General features: G+C 30.6%; 18 protein-coding genes. 5 read left to right on the forward strand and 13 right to left on the reverse strand.

The window, feature by feature from the left end; translation table 11 throughout:
- Positions 1–1,035, reverse strand: a 1,035-nt coding sequence (locus L8V77_RS07190) for a PDC sensor domain-containing protein (protein ID WP_263707338.1), incomplete at its 3' end; no start/stop codon positions are given.
- 95 nt (positions 1,036–1,130) lie between these two features.
- Positions 1,131–1,583: a low molecular weight protein-tyrosine-phosphatase gene (locus L8V77_RS07195; protein WP_263703117.1), complete on the reverse strand. Its 453-nt coding sequence runs from the start codon at positions 1,581–1,583 to the stop codon at positions 1,131–1,133.
- Positions 1,584–1,789: 206 nt separating this feature from the next.
- Between L8V77_RS07195 and thiD the strand changes: the two genes are divergently transcribed.
- The 4 genes from thiD to L8V77_RS07215 are packed head-to-tail and all read left to right on the forward strand — an operon-like array spanning position 1,790 to position 4,632.
- Positions 1,790–2,599, forward strand: a complete 810-nt coding sequence (gene thiD / locus L8V77_RS07200; RefSeq protein ID WP_263707354.1) for a bifunctional hydroxymethylpyrimidine kinase/phosphomethylpyrimidine kinase — start codon at positions 1,790–1,792, stop codon at positions 2,597–2,599.
- Positions 2,600–2,601: 2 nt separating this feature from the next.
- Positions 2,602–3,381: a hydroxyethylthiazole kinase gene (thiM, locus tag L8V77_RS07205; RefSeq protein WP_263707341.1), complete on the forward strand. Its 780-nt coding sequence runs from the start codon at positions 2,602–2,604 to the stop codon at positions 3,379–3,381.
- Positions 3,368–3,994 carry a thiamine phosphate synthase gene (thiE, locus tag L8V77_RS07210; RefSeq protein WP_263707342.1) on the forward strand — a complete coding sequence of 209 codons (627 nt, stop codon included), beginning with the start codon at positions 3,368–3,370 and terminating at the stop codon, positions 3,992–3,994. Before thiM ends, thiE begins: the two co-directional genes overlap by 14 nt.
- A complete protein-coding gene (locus L8V77_RS07215) occupies positions 3,991–4,632 on the forward strand; it encodes a uroporphyrinogen-III synthase (protein WP_318529536.1) in 642 nt (213 codons plus the stop codon). Before thiE ends, L8V77_RS07215 begins: the two co-directional genes overlap by 4 nt.
- On the opposite strand, the gene L8V77_RS07220 is transcribed toward L8V77_RS07215, so the two are convergent.
- Positions 4,613–5,941 (reverse strand): MATE family efflux transporter, encoded by a 1,329-nt coding sequence (locus L8V77_RS07220; RefSeq protein ID WP_318529537.1) that lies wholly within the window; start codon positions 5,939–5,941, stop codon positions 4,613–4,615. The genes L8V77_RS07215 and L8V77_RS07220 overlap by 20 nt on opposite strands.
- Positions 5,942–6,210: 269 nt before the next feature.
- On the opposite strand from L8V77_RS07220, the gene L8V77_RS07225 reads away from it, so the two are divergent.
- Entirely contained in the window at positions 6,211–6,831 is a 621-nt protein-coding gene (locus L8V77_RS07225; protein WP_263707345.1) for a hypothetical protein, read from the forward strand.
- A 29-nt stretch (positions 6,832–6,860) separates the two neighbouring features.
- On the opposite strand, the gene lepA is transcribed toward L8V77_RS07225, so the two are convergent.
- Genes lepA through L8V77_RS07275 form a run of 10 tightly spaced genes read right to left on the reverse strand, consistent with a single transcriptional unit; the run spans position 6,861 to position 18,422 of the window.
- Positions 6,861–8,651, reverse strand: coding sequence for a translation elongation factor 4 (lepA, locus tag L8V77_RS07230; RefSeq protein ID WP_263679687.1), 1,791 nt, complete (start codon positions 8,649–8,651; stop codon positions 6,861–6,863).
- Positions 8,652–8,660: 9 nt separating this feature from the next.
- Complete coding sequence (locus tag L8V77_RS07235; protein WP_263664243.1) at positions 8,661–9,086, reverse strand: hypothetical protein; 426 nt, start codon at positions 9,084–9,086, stop codon at positions 8,661–8,663.
- An 11-nt stretch (positions 9,087–9,097) separates the two neighbouring features.
- Positions 9,098–12,328 carry a c-type cytochrome biogenesis protein CcsB gene (ccsB, locus tag L8V77_RS07240; RefSeq protein WP_263707347.1) on the reverse strand — a complete coding sequence of 1,077 codons (3,231 nt, stop codon included), beginning with the start codon at positions 12,326–12,328 and terminating at the stop codon, positions 9,098–9,100.
- 3 nt (positions 12,329–12,331) lie between these two features.
- On the reverse strand, positions 12,332–13,027 hold the full coding sequence (locus L8V77_RS07245; RefSeq protein WP_039618807.1) for a high-affinity branched-chain amino acid transporter, ATP-binding protein: 696 nt from the start codon (positions 13,025–13,027) through the stop codon (positions 12,332–12,334).
- Entirely contained in the window at positions 13,014–13,784 is a 771-nt protein-coding gene (locus tag L8V77_RS07250; RefSeq protein WP_263683264.1) for an ABC transporter ATP-binding protein, read from the reverse strand. Before L8V77_RS07250 ends, L8V77_RS07245 begins: the two co-directional genes overlap by 14 nt.
- Complete coding sequence (locus tag L8V77_RS07255; protein WP_263707349.1) at positions 13,781–14,812, reverse strand: branched-chain amino acid ABC transporter permease; 1,032 nt, start codon at positions 14,810–14,812, stop codon at positions 13,781–13,783. The genes L8V77_RS07250 and L8V77_RS07255 overlap by 4 nt, the downstream gene beginning before the upstream one ends.
- A gap of 1 nt (position 14,813) precedes the next feature.
- Positions 14,814–15,710, reverse strand: a complete 897-nt coding sequence (locus L8V77_RS07260; protein ID WP_263707350.1) for a branched-chain amino acid ABC transporter permease — start codon at positions 15,708–15,710, stop codon at positions 14,814–14,816.
- Between the two features lie 20 nt (positions 15,711–15,730).
- Complete coding sequence (locus tag L8V77_RS07265; protein ID WP_263707351.1) at positions 15,731–16,846, reverse strand: ABC transporter substrate-binding protein; 1,116 nt, start codon at positions 16,844–16,846, stop codon at positions 15,731–15,733.
- 10 nt (positions 16,847–16,856) lie between these two features.
- Positions 16,857–17,969 carry an ABC transporter substrate-binding protein gene (locus tag L8V77_RS07270; RefSeq protein ID WP_263707352.1) on the reverse strand — a complete coding sequence of 371 codons (1,113 nt, stop codon included), beginning with the start codon at positions 17,967–17,969 and terminating at the stop codon, positions 16,857–16,859.
- Positions 17,970–17,984: 15 nt separating this feature from the next.
- Positions 17,985–18,422, reverse strand: coding sequence for a c-type cytochrome (locus L8V77_RS07275; protein ID WP_263683269.1), 438 nt, complete (start codon positions 18,420–18,422; stop codon positions 17,985–17,987).
- Positions 18,423–18,488 lie beyond the last annotated feature (66 nt).

Below are 18,488 nucleotides of genomic sequence, written 5' to 3' on the forward strand. Positions count from 1 at the left end.
ACTCTTAACATCTATCATAGCAGAATCTTTAGTTTTATGATTGATGAAATCAAAGAAAGAACTAAGACCATTTTGTATAGCTTGTAAAGGTGATAGATAATAAGAGATGATAAAATAAAGTAAAACAATACTTGCAATACTTGTAAAAATAACTATAATAGTTTGAATGTAAGCTATTTTTAGTGCAGGTGTTTCTATTACTTCTACATCTTCACCAGCACAAGTTGTATAACCATCAATTTTTACACAAATACCAAATCTATCGCCACCATTTTGAGTGGTATAATTAAAAATATTATAATCTCCAGCATTTTCATAAGCTTTAGCTACTGTAACTATATCTGGATTTTGCTCTCCACCAACTAATGATTTATCAGTTGATGCAAATACAGTATAAGCATGATCAAATACAAAAGTTCTTCCTGGTAATTCGTTAAATTTTTCTTGTAAGTCTTTAACTAAAACATCAATTGCTAATACCCCTATAAATTTACCATCTTTAATTAAAGGCATAGCATAGGTAAAACATGGCAATCCTGTTGTTGCATCAATATAAGCTGCTGTGATATATAAGCCATTTTTCTTTCTAGCTTCTATATAGAATTCTCTTGTGGTAGCATCGTAATTGTCAGCTTTTCCATAAATTCCATAGTCTAAGCCTTTACTATCGCTATCTGGATCGCTTACTATTAATTCTCCATTTGATTGAGCTATATAGACAGCCAAATAGCTGTTTATATCTCTAACGGTTTTAAGTAAATCACCTGTGTTTTCCATAAGCTTTTCTTGAGTATTAAGTTCGTTATATGGAAGTCTTAAAATAGCTTGAGAAAGTTGCTCTAAAGAATGAGTATGGAGACTTTTAAAATCTCTCATTGATTTTTCTGCAACTTTTACATAGTTAGTTTCAGCTTTAACCACCTCATGATTTAAAGCTTTTTTTGTAAAAATAAAGCTAATAATTCCAAGTACTATCAAACAGATGATAGCTATAACATTAGCAATTAATGAAATTTTTAATTTAATACTTTTCATTAAATAACCTCCTTTTTTTATTTGCAATGTTGAAATTTGGTTTTATTATAACATTAAAATCAAAAATGTACAAATATTATCTAAATGATAAATTTTTATATTAATGTTTTTAAGAGTTTAGAGCATGCTTGCGAGAGTATAGTATAAGTCTCATTAAAATCTCCGCTATACCAAGGATCAGGAACTTCATCGTATCCTAATTCTAAAGCATAAGAAGTGATTTTGTGAATTTTGTGTTTAAAATTTGGAAAATTTTTAACTACATCATTATAATTAGAATTATCCATAACGATAATAAGATCATTTTCTTCACACATTTTTAAGCTTAGCTTTTGACTGCAAAATGGCTTGGAGTTGATATTTTTACTATTTAACATGGCTTTGGTTTTATAGTGCATATCCTCTCCATCATGATAACCTGAAGTGCCTGCGCTAGAAACAATAAATTTATCGTTTAAATTTGCTTTTATTAAAAGATCTTTCATGATAAATTCAGCCATAGGGGAACGACAAATATTCCCTAAGCAAACAAAAATAATTTTAGTCATTTTTTCCTCAAAAATTGTGTAGTTTTTTCAAAATTATAGCAGTATTTCAAAATATTTTTTAAGATTAATTAAAACTAAGATATAATTTTTCATTAATGGGGAGCTTTTGCTGAGAGGAAGTTAGACTTCGACCCTTGAGAAGTTTGGTAATGCGAACTTTGAATTCTTGCAAAAACTTTCCTTTTTTATAAAAAAGGATAAAAATGATACAAGCAAAAACAAAAACTAAAATTCCTATCTTAACTATAGCAGGAAGTGATTGTAGTGGTGGGGCTGGCATACAAGCTGATTTAAAAACCTTTAGTGCGCATAATTTATTTGGTATGAGTGTAGTTTTAAGCGTTGTGGCTGAAAATACTGCAAGAGTGATTTCTTGTTTTGATATACCCACTAAGATAATAGATGAGCAAATGTTAGCAGTTTATGAAGACATAGAGCCAGCTGCTGTGAAAATTGGGATGCTAGGTTCAAAAGAAATTACAACTTGCGTAAAAGAAAATTTATTACGCTTTAAAGCCAAAAATGTAGTGATTGATCCTGTGATGTTTGCAAAAAATGGCTATGCTTTAATGCCTTTGGAAAATTGTCAGTTTTTTAAAGATGAAATTTTATCTTTAGCTGATGTACTTACGCCAAATATACCTGAGGCTGAATTTTTATGTGATTTTAAAATACTTAATGAAGAGGATATGAAAAAAGCTGCTATAAAGCTTTTCAAAGAAGGTGCAAAAAGTGTTTTGATTAAAGGTGGGCATAGTAAAGATAATACTAATGATGTTTTTTATGATGGAAAGGAATTTAGTATTTTTAAAGCAGAAAAAATCAACACAAAAAACACACATGGTACAGGTTGTACATTAAGTTCAGCTATAGCTAGCAATCTTGCCTTAGGTAAAGAAAAGCATGAAGCTATAAAGCTTGCTAAAGATTATGTATATGGGGCTATATTAAATTCCTTAGCGCTTGGAAAAGGTTGTGGTCCAACAAATCATTTTTATCAATTTGATAAGGAATAAAAATGATTAAAATAGTAAGAGAAAAAAATCCTTTGATTCATCATATTACTAATTATGTTACAGCTAATGATTGTGCGAATGTAACTATAGCAATGGGAGCAAGTGCTGCTATGGCTGATTTTTATGAAGAACAAACTGATTTTGCTAAAATAAGCTCAGCTTTAGTATTAAATACAGGTACAATTAATCAGCTTGTAGCAAATTCTATGTTAAAAGCAACCAAAGAATATGCTTTATTAAATAAACCTATAGTTTTTGATCCTGTCGCTTTGGGTGTGAGTAAGGCAAGAGACGGGATTAATTTTGAATTGCTTAATCTAAAAGGTATTAGTATTGTTAAAGCAAATGCGTCTGAAATGGCTAGTGTTATAGGTTTAGATGGTAAAGCAAGAGGGGTTGATAGTACTTTTGTAATTAATGATGAGTTTTTAGAAAAAGCTAGAGAATACTCATATAAAACTAAGCGTATTTTAGCTATAACTGGAAAAATTGATTATATTATAAATCAAGAGCGCATTGCAAAAGTTTATAATGGCTCTATCATGGCTACTAAAATAACTGGAGCAGGTTGTATGTGTGCTTCTTTGTGTGGGGTTTTTGCAGGAGCATTAGAAGATAAATTTCAAGCTAGTTTATATGCTTTGCTTAGTTTTGGCATAGCTAGTGAAATCGCTCAAGAACTTTCTAGTGGAAGTGGTAGTTTTAGAGTGAATTTAATCGATGCTTTAAGTAATTTAAATGATGAAGAAATTAAAAAAAGAGCTAAATATGAAATCATTTAAAATTTATCTTGTTGCAAGCAAGGGTGAGAAAAGTGAAAGTGAGTTTTTAAATATTTTAGAAGCTTCTTTGAAAGCCAAGATTGATATTTTACAACTTAGGGAAAAAAATCTTAGCACTTTAGAATTTTATAATCTTGCTTTAAAAGTTAAAGCTTTGTGTGAAAAATATAATACGCCTTTTGTGATAAATGATAGAATCGATATAGCCATGGCTGTGAATGCAAATGGAGTGCATATAGGACAAAAGGATATGCCTTTAAAAAAAGCAAGAGAACTTTTAGGTGAAGATAAAATCATAGGACTTACGATTAATCATAAAAGTGAGCTTGCCAACACTCAAAGCGCTACTTATCTTGGAGTAGGGGCTGTTTTTGCTACGCCTAGCAAGCAAGATTGTGTTGTACTTGGTATAGATGGATTAAAAGAAATTGCTAGTTTAAGTTCTTTACCTATGGTAGCTATAGGTGGGATAGATGAAACTAATTTAAATTTGCTTAAAGACTGTAATATACAAGGTATAGCTGTGGTTAGAGCAATAATGCAAACAAGTGATCCTTATATGGCAACTTTAAATTTAAGATCAAGTTTTGATAAAACTTTTATAGGAAAATAATGATTTATTTTATAGGGGATAAAGAATTTGATGGCGTTAAGACTATAAGATTAAATGAAATCAAATTTCTTGATTTTGAAGTGAATTTAAAAGAATTTGATTGCTTGATCATTAGCTCTAAGAATGCATTAAAAGCATTAATGTCAAGTAAAAGTAAAATTAATTTTGATGTTAAACTTTATGCTGTGGGGCAAAAAAGTGCTGATTTTGCAAAAGAACTTGGTTTTAAAAATATCAAATATCCTAGTAAAGCTTATGGTAAAAATTTAGCTAGCGAGTTTTTATCTGAGTTTAAAAATAAAAAATGTCTTTATTTAAGAGCTAAGAAAATTAGCTCAGGCCTTGATGAGGTTTTATTAAATGAAAATATCTCTTTAAAACAATTAATTGTTTATGAAAATGTAGCCATAGAGCCCAAAAAAGATGAGTTAAAAATACAACATCCTAGTGTTTTTATCTTTAGCGCTCCTTCAAGCATAGAGCAATTTTTGAAATTTTTTGCATTAAAAAACGAAGATAAAGTTGTAGTTATAGGTCAAAGCACAGCTTTAAAACTTCATAATTTTAAAAATTTATATATATGTGAAAAGCAAGATCTAAACTCTTGTTTAAATTTGGCTAAGAGTTTAGATTTTTAAAAGTATTATATAGTAAAATTGAAGCAATAAAAATCATACAAATATCGCCCACTAAAGTAGCTAACCAAACTCCATTAATCCCTAAAAATTGCGTTAGTATAGATAAAGATAAAAATGGAAAAATAAGACTTTGGGAAATAGAAATTCCTAAAGAAAGCAAAGGTTTATCAAGTGCTGTGAAAAATGAAGCGCAAAGTTTTCCAAACCAGGAAAATAAAAATGAAAAAGAAAAAAATATTAAGGCATTTTGTGCTATATGGATAAAATCTTGGTTGTTATCTTTGTTGAAAACATTTACTATAAGGTTATTGAAAAAATAAACAAATAAAAACACTATTGTGCTTATACCCCAAGAAGCAAAAAACATTCTTTTAAAAATAGCTTGAATTCTTGCAATATTTTTGTGTCCATAATTATAACTTAACGCAGGTTGCATAGCATCGCACATGGCCAAAACTAGCATGAAAACAAAAGTACTAAGATATAAAATCACTGAAAATGCTGCAACAGCTGTACTTCCAGAAAGTTCAAGCAAGAAAGCATTAGCTAAGATGGTATAAAAAGAGCTAGAAATATTAGAAAAAAATTCAGATGAGCCATTATAAAGTATATTTTTTAGTATTTGTAGCTTGATTATTGGCTTTTTAAATTTTAAAACTAAATCTTTAAAAACAAAAGGTAATATCCCCAAAACGCTTCCTAAAAACATACCTATGCAAGTTGCTAAAGCCGCTGAAAAAAGTCCCCAATCAAAAACCACTATAAAAAGCCAATCAAGAAAAATATTGCTCAAAGCAGTAACAACATTAACTACCATACTATAAAAAGTTTTTCCGCATATTCTAAGATAATTATCCATAGCAAAAGCTAACATGGTAAAAGGTGCAAAAACAGCAAAAATTTGCATATATTCAGTAGATAAGCTTTGAATGTTCTCATCAGCTCCCATAAAAGCACTTAATGCTTTTGCTAAAAAAAATCCTAAAATTCCCATTAAGCAAGAAATTGCAAAAATAAGAACTATGCAAAAAGAAAAAATAGCTCTTGCTTTTTCAATTTTTCCTTTACCTAGATTAATTGCTATTTGCACTGATGAACCTATGGCTATCATGTCAGCTAAAGCAAAGCTTATCATGATAAAAGGCATCATTAAATTCATGGCAGCAAGCGCGTCTGAACCTAGATATTTTCCAACAAAAATTCCATCAATAATCACATAAAGATAAATAAAAGCCATACTAGCCATATTTGGCAGGGCGCATTTTATAAATAGTTTGGTAGGATTTAATGTAGTGTAAAAATTATGTATTGACATAGGTTTTCCTTATTAAAAATTATTTTATTTAGATTATGCAGATAAAATAAATTTAATAAAGAGATTCTATACCTTCTATGATATCTTTAAAATACGGATCAACAATGATTATAAAAAAATCTCTAAAAAGCATTTATATCACCTAAATTTTAAAAATACAATAAATAAAAGAAATTATATTATAGTAGCGGTTATAAATTTCTTAATATAAAATTTAATAATTTTTATCCGATTTTTATAAACCCACAAAAAAAGGAGCAAGGATGCAAATAAATTCGTATTCACGTGTGGCAGTGGAGTCACAGATTAGCAATAGGAAGGCTGATTCGAATACTAAGCTTGAAGATGCCAATACTAAAAGCGCTAATAGCACAAAAGATATTGATGAGGATAAGCTTAGTAAGCTTGCTAGCATAGGCGGAAAAGGTATAACAGAACTTTATGCTATGAGCTTTATGCAACAAGCATTTAGCATGAGTTCATCTAATGGTCTATCTCAAGCTGGGATTTTTCAAGGAGCTCAGTCTAAGGATTCTTTAACGGCTATTTTATCAAATGTAGATTTTAAAGTTATAGGATATGAAGGTAAAGATATACTTAGTTTAAATGCTGATGAGGCAAAAGAGCTTATTGGGGAAGATGGGTATTTTGGTGTAGCAAAAACATCTCAAAGATTGGCTGATTTTGTTATTAATGGGGCTGGTGATGATATGGAAAAACTTCAAAAAGGTTTAGAAGGTCTAAAAGCAGGATTTGCGCAAGCGGAAAAAATGTGGGGTGGCAAACTTCCTGATATCAGCTATGAGACAATTGATAAAGCTATTGAAAAAGTAACTCAAAAAATCAATGAATTGGGTGGAAATTCTTTAGATATCAATGCATAAATTTATATCCCTAGTTTTAAACTAGGGATTTAGTCTATTTTTAAAACGCTTAAAAATGCTTCTTGAGGTAAATGTACTTTGCCAATAGCTTTCATTCTTTTTTTACCTTCTTTTTGTTTTTCAAGAAGCTTTCTTTTTCTAGTAATATCCCCGCCATAGCATTTTGCAGTTACATTTTTACCCATAGATTTTACATTTTCTCTTGCGATGATTTTATTTCCAATGCTTGCTTGGATAGCAACTTCAAAAAGCTGTCTTGGGACGATTTCTTTCATCGCTTTTACCAGCTCCCTGCCTTTACTTAGTGCCTTTTCATTTGGCACTATGATGCTTAGTGCATCGACATTTTCACCAGCTACTTTAATATCAAGCTTTACAAGATCACCCACTCTAAATTCAATAGGTTCATAATCAAAACTAGCATAACCTTTAGTGAGTGATTTGAGTTTATCATAAAAGTCCATAACGATTTCATTTAAAGGTATATCATACTCAAGTAAAACACGCTCAGGGGTGATATAATCCATCTTAACTTGCATACCACGTTTGCGATTTAAAAGAGTGATTAAATTTCCTAAATATTCACTTGGGGTTATGATAGTTGCTTTTACATAAGGTTCTTTTATGTGATCGATTTTATTTACTGGAGGCAGCTCACTTGGATTTTGAATTTTTAAAACTTCTCCATCGGTTTGATAAATTTCATAAGTAACAGTTGGAGCAGTAGCAATCAAATCAAGGTTAAACTCACGCTCAAGTCTTTCTTTAATAACCTCCATATGTAAAAGACCTAAAAAACCAACTCTAAAACCAAACCCTAAAGCTAGCGATGTCTCAGGTTCATAGGTAATAGAACTATCATTGAGTTTTAATTTGTCTAAAGCATCTCTTAAATCTTCAAATTTATCCGTTTCTATAGGGTATAATCCTGCAAAAACAAAAGCTTTGGCTTTTTCAAAACCACCAATGGCTTCTTTTGCCTTATTTTTGGTTAGTGTTATGGTATCGCCCACTTGAACATCAGCAACATTTTTAAGTCCAAGCACGATAACACCTACTTCACCTGATTCTAATTTTTTGGTTTTTATAGGGTTTAATGGATGAGGGTAAAAAAGATCTTGTACAAGATGTTTTTTATCTGTACTCATAACTAAAACTTCATCATTTTTAGCTATATTTCCCTCATAAATTCTAACTAAAGCTAAAGCTCCAAGATAATTATCAAACCAAGAATCATAAATTAAAGCTTTAGTAGGTGCTTCATCATCGGTTTTTGGCGCAGGAATTTTTGTGATGATGGTTTCTATGAGTTCTTTTATACCTACACCTGTTTTTGCGCTAACACAAATTGCATTAGAGCAATCAATGCCTATAATATGTTCTATTTCGTGCTTAACTTTTTCTATATCAGCTGAAGGAAGATCTATTTTATTTATCACTGGTATGATTTCAAGATCGTTTTCTAAGGCTATATAAACATTGGCTATAGTTTGAGCTTCTACTCCTTGTGAAGCATCAACAACAAGCAAAGCCCCCTCGCAACTTGCCAAAGAGCGACTTACTTCATAGGAAAAATCAACATGACCTGGAGTATCTATTAAATTTAATACATATTCTTCGTTATTAAGTTTATAATTTAAACGCACAGATTGAGCTTTTATAGTTATACCACGCTCTTTTTCTATATCCATAGTATCCATTACTTGAGCGCTCATTTGTCTATCGCTAATTGCACCACACTCGCTGATAATTCTATCGGCTAATGTACTTTTTCCATGATCAATATGAGCTATAATAGAGAAATTTCTAATATTTTTCATCAAAAAACCTTAAGATTGTCTCATTTTTCTTTTTGCTAAACCTATTTGCTCATAAGCATCTATTTCGTTTTTTAAAGTTTTATATCTTTTTTTTAATTCATTATTTAAAAACGAAATATTCTTAGGAGTGGCATTGGCATTTGCTGAAATAGCACTAATAAAATCAAGTTTTCTTTTAGTGGCGCTATCTTTTGGATTTGATCCTAATTTTTGTGAATTTAAAAACTGCAAAATCAAAGCTTGAATTTCTTGAGAATTTTTTGCATCATTAGCTTTAGATATAAAATCTTCAATGTTAATTATTTTTGGAGTTTTAGTGATATTTGATTTATTGGTGTTTTTATCTTTGTGTGTAAAAAATAAAACTAAAAGAATTCCAAGTATAATAACAATAACTAAAGCAATAATTAAAAATACAAAAAGAGAATTATTCATTTAAAACTTTCCTATAATTTTTTTGCATAAGATTTTTTGAAATAACTTGCTATGCTTAATGCCACCATAAATAAAAAGCCCCAATACACATAATCAGGAATTTTTACTGAATCTCCTGCTGCGTAAGAGTGCATACCAGTTAAAAAGTAATTTACTCCAAAATAAGTCATAATAATCACCCAGTATGCAAACATAGAGCAAACTGCAAAAGTGTATTGATTTGCCCATTTTGGCACCATTCTAATGTGTAAAATAGCCGCATAAACTAAAATACTAATTAAAGCCCAAGTTTCCTTAGAATCCCAACTCCAATATCTTCCCCAGCTTTCATTTGCCCATATAGCACCTAAGAAATTTCCAACTGTAAGTAAGCAAAGTCCTAAGATCATAGCCATTTCGTTGATTCTTGTTGCTTCTGTAATATTTCTTAAAATATTTTCATTATGTTTACCATTGATTTTTAGCATGCATAGTAAAACAAGTACAAATATACCTAATAATGCACATAGTCCTAAAAATCCATAGCTAGCAGTAATAACTGAAACATGTATAGTAAGCCAGTATGATTGCAACACAGGAACTAAGTTAGTAATTTGTGGATCCATTTGGCTAAGATGAGCTACACCTAAAGTAACCCCTGCTAAAATAGAAGTTAAAGAAAGTGCAATAGGGCTTTTTCTGGAAAAGAAAATTCCAGATAATGATAAAGCCCAAGCTATATAAACCATACTCTCATAAGCATTGCTCCATGGTGCGCGACCTGCTATATACCAACGCAAAGCCAAACCTAAAGTATGGATGAAAAATGCCATGATATTAAATACATAAACACATTTAAAAATAAAATCAATGCGTATTTTTGGCAGTAGCATCTTAACAAAAACTATAATTAAAAGCAAAAATCCAGCACAAAGATAAAGAGGGGTAAGATTTACAAAAATTTGACTTTTATTGAAAAAGATTTCTGTGCTAATTTTTTTAGCACTAGGCATAACTTCATGGCCGTATTTTTCTTGGTAATTTTTGATAGCATTTAAGTTTTTAGTTGCTTCATCCCAGTTATTATGTACAATGGAATTACTAACTGCATTAAAATAGTTTTCTAAAATACTTTTAACTTCTGCACCTTCTTCACCTTTTAATCCTATATAAGCTTCACGTGGTGCTACCCATTGATTATTTGTGCTATTTTGTAAAGGAATAAATCTAAAAATATCACCTGAGAAAATTAAATTTACAATATTAACCCTTTCATCAAGCTTGATGATTTCTTTATCAAAAACACTTCTGCGGTTTGGATTTTTTCTATTAGCATTTTCTACATATTTTTGTAGTTTATATGAATCTGTAGTGAAAAAATCTTTAAAACTAGTATAGGCTCTAGGCTCAATTTCTAAAATTTTAGAAATTTCTTCATTAACCAAACGACTGCTCGGCATAAAAATAATATCTTTATCATACCATGCACTACCATCAAAAATCATTGATATGATTGTTGCTTCAGCACTTTGTCCTTGGAAGATCGTTGTTTTATGTATTTTTTCTAAAACTTCCATGGCTAAAGTATTAAAAGGAACCATTCTACCATCAGGCTTTTGCACTATCAAAGAAGCAAGTTCTTTAGCGTGTGCTTCATCTACCTTGATAGGCTCATTTGCGTAAGTATTTTGGCCTGCAAATAAAACTAATATAAAAGCCAAAATAGCACTTGTTTTTTTTAGGGTGTCTTGGTTGATTAATTTAGCTAAGATTCTAAATCTTGAATGAGGATTTAAAATATTTAAAAACATTCCTAATGTGAGTAAAAAATATCCTATATATGTAGGAATTTTACCCGGATCTTTATTGACTGAAAGTATGGTGCCAAGTTCATCTTGATCATAAGAACTTTGGTAAAATCTATAGCCTTGATAATCTAAAACATTATTCATGAAAATTTTATATTCTAGTTTCTTATTAGCATTGTCAATTTCTACATAACTTGCATAAGACATAGGCGACATCGAGCCAGGATAGCGTTCTAATTCAAAGTCTTTTAGGTACATTTCAAATGGCATTTCTATTCCTTTAGGACCCCATCTTAAAAAGAAAGGTTGACCTGCCACATCAATACGGATAGGCGAGTTGTATTCTACTAGGAAAACTTCTTTGGATTCTCCTTTATAGCTTAATTTTAATTTTAAAGCATTAATAGCATTATCTGAAAGTTGAGTTGGCATATATTTAGTGCTTTGTGCAAAATCTTTGAAATTATTTAATAAAGAATTATTCCAGTATTTTGCCTCACCAAATAAAGAAATCAAAGCATTGCGTCCTAGCTCTATCCAACTATTTTTAAACCAAGTAAAAAAGCTTTCATCTTGAGCTTGATTGATACCTTCTAAAGTTTTTTTACCATGCAAGGAAGCAAATTTAACCACTAAATTAATATCATTAAAAGAATATAATCTTAAATCTTTAGCTTGTGCTTTTTGATTTGCTTTTAAAATATTTTCTTTGCCATCACTCATTGACATGTATTTTAAATCAAAATCAGCACTAAGTTTTAAATCTTTATCGATTTTTATATAAGGACTTGGAACAGAGTCATTTAAAAATGCTATATTAACGCCGTTGATATTTTCAATATCTCCTGCTTGAAAAAGCAATTCTTTAGATTCGTTATTTTGTGAAAGCATTAAAGATAAAAGTGGAGCAGAATTATTATCATCAATATAAACTTCTTTTGCATCTAAGATTAAATTTTCATATGCAATTTGAGCTTTTTCATCAGGCAAGATTAAATCAAATGAAAAATCATTTACAAAAGGCAGGGTTGCAATATATTCAGATTTTGAAGCACTATATACTTTATCATCTTTTAAGGTTGCTATGTAAATATAACTTTTTGAAGTTTCAATAATATTGTTTTTTTCATTTTCTCTAATGTGTAAATTTCCCTCAAATCCCATATATCTAGTCATCGCTGAGCCTAGTAATATAAATAAAAATGAGATATGAAAGATTAAAAGTGGTATTTTTTTCTTATTAAACATTTTGTATTTAAAAAGAGCTGCTAAAAGATTAATCCCTAGTATGAGTTGTATAAAGCCAAACCAAGAAGAGCCATAGATCATCGCCCAAGCTGTTGGTGTATTATAAGCACTTTCTATGAAAGTAGCTAGGGCGCAAAATAGGGCAAAAATTAAAAACAAAAAAATAGAAATTTTTATATCCCCAAAAGCTAAAAGTTGTTTTTTCATGAATTAAGCTCCAAGGTATTTTTTTCTAATCTCATCATTGCCGATAAGATCTTTTGCAGGTGCATGCATAGCAATTTTGCCATTTTCTAAAACATAAGCATAATCGCTGATTTTTAAAGCTGAAAATGCATTTTGCTCTACTAATAAAATGGTGATTCCTTCTTCTTTTAATTTGACTATAATATCAAAAACTTCTCCAACTATTTTTGGAGCAAGACCTAATGAAGGCTCATCAAGCATTAAAAGTTTTGGCTCACTCATGAGTGCTCTTGAGATAGCTAGCATTTGAGCTTCTCCGCCACTTAGAGTTCCTGCAAGGGCATTTTTTTTATCTTTTAATCTTGGGAAAAGCCTATACATTTGATTTTTTAAATGCTCATAATTTTCTGCATTATTAAAAGCACCAATTTTTAAATTTTCCTCTATAGTAAGATTGATAAAAACTCTTCTTCCCTCAGGTACTAAGGCGATACCTTTTTGAACTAGAGTGTGCGGTAAATGTCTTTGAGTGTCATAACCTAGAAAAGTTACCTCGCCAGTTTTTTTAACACAATTTAGCATAGCATTAAGTGTTGAGGTTTTTCCTGCGCCATTTGAGCCTATTAAGCTAACTATACTTCCTGTTTTTATAGTAAAATCAATACCTTTAACAGCTTCAATCAAACCATAATAAACATGTAAATCTTTAACTACTAGCATTAAAATCTCCCAAATATGCACTAATTACTTCAGGGTTTTGCACCGCATCGTTTGGTTTTCCCTCAAAAATAGTCTTACCATAATCAAGCACCATAACTCTATCACAAAGTTTATTTACAAATTTCATATCATGCTCTATAAGCAAAACACTAATTTTTTTGTTATCTCTTATGTTAAAAATTAACTCAGCTAAATCATCGCTTTCTGTAGAATTCATACCTGCTGCAGGTTCATCTAATAATAAAAGTTTAGGATTTGTTGCTAAAGCTCTTGCTATTTCGACTTTTCTTTGCTGACCATAGCTTAAACTAGTAGCTTTTTCATCAGCCAAATGAGCAATATTGAGTTGTTCTAAAATTTCATAAGCTGCTTTTTTTGCATTTTTTTCTGCTTTGGAAAATCTTCCAAGATGTAAAAAAGCTTCGAAAATATTATATTTAATACTCTTATCAAAACCAATCAATACATTTTCTAAAACACTCATGCTTGAAAAAAGTCTTATGTTTTGAAAAGTTCTTGCTATACCTAGATGAACTATTTTGTGTGGTTTTAAATGATCAATTTTTTTTCCTAGAAAAAAGACTTCCCCGCTACTTGGCTTATAATTTCCTGTAATAATATTAAATAACGTAGTTTTTCCTGCGCCATTTGGGCCTATAAGTCCAAAAATTTCACTTTCTTTAATAGCAAATGAGGTATTAGCTATAGCGCTAACTCCACCAAAATTTTTATGAATTTCTTTAAGCTCTAAAATCATTTTTTCTTCCTTTTAGAAAACTTAAACAAAACATCTGTTAATTCTTTATCTCCCATTATTCCTCTTCTTGCAAAAAGCATTACCAAGATCAATACAATGGAAAATACAACCATTCTAAGACCAGGCATAGCAGGGGTTTCATAACCAAAAATATTCATACTTTCATCTAAAAATCTTAAATACTCGCTTCCACCTATTACTAAAATAGCCCCGATGATAGCACCAGTAGTTGAACCTAAGCCACCTAAAACAATGATGATTAAAAGTTGGAAGGTAAATAAAAAGTCAAATTGCTCAGGTGAAACTGAAGCTAGTGCACAAGCTAGCAAGCCTCCTCCAACACCTTCTAAAAACGCTGAAGTACTAAAGGCTAAGGTTTTAATATTAAAGGTGTTTATACCCATTGCTAGTGCTGCATCCTCATCATCTCTTACAGCTTTCATGGCTCTACCAAATTTTGAACTAACAATGTTTAAGATGATAACAACTGAAAATATAGCAATCCCGCCACTCCAGTATAAAGTAGTGTGTTTAGGAATGTCGTTTAAGCCTAAAGAGCCATTTGTAACAGAAGCAAAGTTAATCGCCATAAGTTTGATGATAATACCAAAACCTAGTGTTACAATAGCTAAATAATCCCCTCTAACTCTAAATACTGCAAAAGCCAAAATTAAAGATAAAAGCATAGCACAAAGTCCAGCAGCAAGTAAAGCTACAATAAAACTTGGTGAGTGAATCATCAAAATAAAACTACTTGGATCTTCTAAAGAAAACTGGTCGATTTTGCTTTCACTTGTAAGTAAAACTAAGGCTGCAACATAGGCTCCTATAGCTACAAAGCCATTTGGTTCTAGTGAAAATTGCCCTGTAACCCCATTGATAAGATTATAGCTTACTGCTAAGATAATAAAAATAGCAATATTGCTTAAAATTCCTATTTTATAATCATTGAAAAAATAAGGAGATATAAAAAGAAAAGCAAGTGCTATGATAAAAAAACTTAAATGTGTAATTTTTCTTGCAACCATCTTAAAACCTACTTTTTTCAAAATTTATGCCCAAAATTCCAGTTGGTTTAAAAAGCAAAATCAATACTAAAAAAATAAACGCAAAAGCATCTTTAAAACCAGAAAGATCAGGGAAAATAGCAACTACAACAACTTCTGTAAATCCTATAATTAAACCACCTAAAACCGCTCCAGCAACCGAACCAATACCACCTAAAACAGCAGCACCAAATGCCTTAAGTCCTATAAGAGTTCCCATGCTAGGCTCAACAGAAGGATAACTAACAGCCCAAAAAATACCACCAATAGCGGCTAAAGCTGAGCCTAGTGCAAACACAATAGCAATAATACGATTTGCATCAATTCCCATTAAATTTACAGTATGAATATCAAAAGCTAAAGCTCTAATAGCAATGCCGTATTTGCTTTTATAAAGTATGAATAAAACCACTAATAATATAAAAAATGTTAAAATAGGCACTAAAACACTATTAATGCTAATGCTGATATTATTAAAATTAATCACTGTTTCAAGATAGCTTGGCACAGGAAAATATTTTGGTGTTGAACCAAATAAGACATTAAATACATTTTGTATTAAAAAGCTTATGCCTATAGCTGTAATAAGTAAAGAAATTCTAGGTGCTTTTCTTAAAGGTTTATAAGCTACTCTATCAATAGCTATACCTAAAGCTGCTGCAAATAACATAGCCAAAGAAAGAGCTCCTAAAAAAGGCACATTCATACTTGTGACACAAAACAAAGCTGAGTATGCACCTACCATCATGATATCGCCATGTGCAAAATTAATCAATCTTAAAACACCATAGACCATTGTATAGCCTATAGCAATAAGTGCATACATGCTACCTAAGCTAAAACCATTTATAATTTGCTGTAAAATTAAAGAACTATCCATTGAACCTCTTAAAATTTTATTTACGGAAGAATCGTATCTTTATAAATTTGTTTTTGATTTTCTATTGATTTTATAACAATTGAACGCGTAGCATTGCCTGTTTTATCAATGCTAATTACTCCGCTAACACCTTCAAATTTTGAAGTAGCGTGGATATTGTTATTAATGCATTCACTGTTAAAATCATTAACACATTTTTGCATAGCTTCAAAAATCACAAAATACGCATCTGCACCCATAGCTGTGAAATTTGGAACTTCTTTGCTTTGTTTTTCTTTTTCATAAGCTAGTATGAAATCTTTTGAAAGTTGTGTTGGTGGGTTGTTATAATCAAAACTATCGGTAAATAAATATCCTTCTGCAGCATCTTGAGCTAAATTAACAAAGGTTTCATCAGCCACCCCATCTGCTGAACCCATAGGGATATTTATACCCATTGCTTTTGCTTGACGTGCAAATAAAGAAGCTTCGGTATAATATACTGGAAGATAAATAAAATCAGGTTTTAAATTTTTAATTTGTGAAAGAATAGCTTTAAAGTCTTTATCGCCTGCTGTGATTCTAAATTTATCTAAAATTTTTCCACCTTGCTTGCTAAATTCTTTTTCAAAGGCTCTAGTTAAACCCAAAGAATAATCCGCGCTTTGATCGCTAATTATCACAGCTTTAGTATAGTTAAGTTTATTTTTTACATAATTAGCTAAAGATGAGCCTTGGAAGCTATCCATAAAACAAACTCTACTAGCATATAATTTTTTATTTAAAATTTTATCAGCAGTAGCTGCAGGAGCAACCACTGGGATCTTTTTTTCTTCGCCAATTCTTATCACTTGTAAAGTATTAGCTGTTAGCATTTCACCAATTAGCGCATAAGCTTTGTTTTGCGAAACCAATCTTGTGCTAGCATTGGCACTTTCTATTTTATCACCTTTTGTATCTACTACTACTAAATTTACTTTATCTCCATTACTTAGAGTGTTTTTCATGGAATTTGCAATTTTCACTCCATCTAAAGCACTTTGTCCATATGCTGCCGTAGAACCTGTTAGAGGTAAAACTACGCCAATGTTGATTTCTTTTGCTTGTATAATATTGCAAGCTATGACAGATAATATAGCTATACTAATTTTTTTCATAGTTTACCTTTCAAGGATTGATAATAGTTTTATATACTTGTTTTTGATCTTGTATTTCTTTTATAACTACAGAACGACTCGCATTACCACTAGCATCTATGCTTATAACCCCACCCACACCTTCAAAATTACTAGTTGAGTGAATTTTTTCATTAATGCATTGTGCATTAAGATTACTAGCGCATTCATTCATTGCATTTACCATTACATAATAAGCATCAGCTCCCATAGCAGAAAATGCTGGAAGCTCTTTGGTGCCATGATCTTTTTCATAAGCATTGATGAAATTTTTAGACAAAGCTGTTGGAGGATTGTTATAATCAAAACTATCAGTAAATACTACTCCATTGACAGCATCACCACCAAGCTCAATAAATGTTTTATTGTTTACCCCATCTCCTGCGCTTAAAAGTTTGTTAAATCCAACTGCTTTTGCTTGTCTTGCTATTAAGGCAGCTTCTGGGTGATAAATTGGCATATAAACAAAGTCTGGATTGATACTTTTAAGTTGAGAAACAATAGCTTTAAAGTCTTTATCGCCTGAAGAAATGGTTAATTTTTTAAGTACTTTTCCACCATTTTGCTTAAATTCTTTTTCAAAAGCTCTTGCTAGACCCAATGAATATACATTGCTTTGATCAACTATAACAACCACGTTTTTTAAATTTAAATTTTTATAGGCATAATTAGCAAATTTATCTCCTTGAAAGCTATCCATAAAACAAACTCTACTAGCATAGCTTTTTTTGTCTAAAAGCTTATCGCCTGAGGCAACTGGAGCTATAGCAGGAACTTTTCTTTCTTCGGCTATGGATAAAACTTGCATAGTATTTGGTGTAACAGCTTCGCCTATAAGCCCCAAAACTTTATCTTGAGAGATAAGTCTAGTAGTAGCATTTGCTGCCTCTATTTTATCACCTTTAGTATCAATAGCTATAATTTTAATACTATCTCCATTTTTTAAATTTGGATTTAAAGTATTGGCTAGTTTAATACCCTCATATACATCATTACCATAGGCTGCTAAAGCGCCAGTAAGCGGCAAAATAACCCCTATTTTTACCTCTGCAGCATAAATTGAACTAGCACAAAGTAAGCTAGCTAACAGTAGATTTTTTTTCATGAAAACTCCTTTTTGTTATTTTAAAAATGTATTGTGTTTAGTTTTTGGTGCTGGCTCTTCTTCTAAAAGATCTTTTTGATTAAGTTCTATAGAAAAATTTTGTCCTTTTAAATAAGCTATGATGTGGTTCATATCACTATCACTTAATTTTTTAGCATACAAACTCATTTGGATATTATCGCTTGATTGATTTTTAAAATATCCATTAGCATAATCTTTCAAAGCACCTTTGATTTCTTCTGGACTTAAGTCTTTAAGAGCTCTTTTGCCATAAGAATTTTTTTCTCCATTCTCTCCATGACAAGTATTACATTTGTTTTTAAAATATATCTCTTTAGCTTTTCCTAAGTCATAACTAATGTTATCATTAAAAGTATAAGTAAATAAAGATTTTACATTAAAAGCTAATAGTGAATTAAAAAACAAAACACTTACAATAAACAAGCGCAACATAAATATAACCTTTTTTAATATATAAATAAAGCTCGATTATATCTAAAAAAAATAAATAATCTCACT

Source organism: Campylobacter sp. IFREMER_LSEM_CL2127, assembly GCF_025771745.1.
Lineage (GTDB): Bacteria > Campylobacterota > Campylobacteria > Campylobacterales > Campylobacteraceae > Campylobacter_D.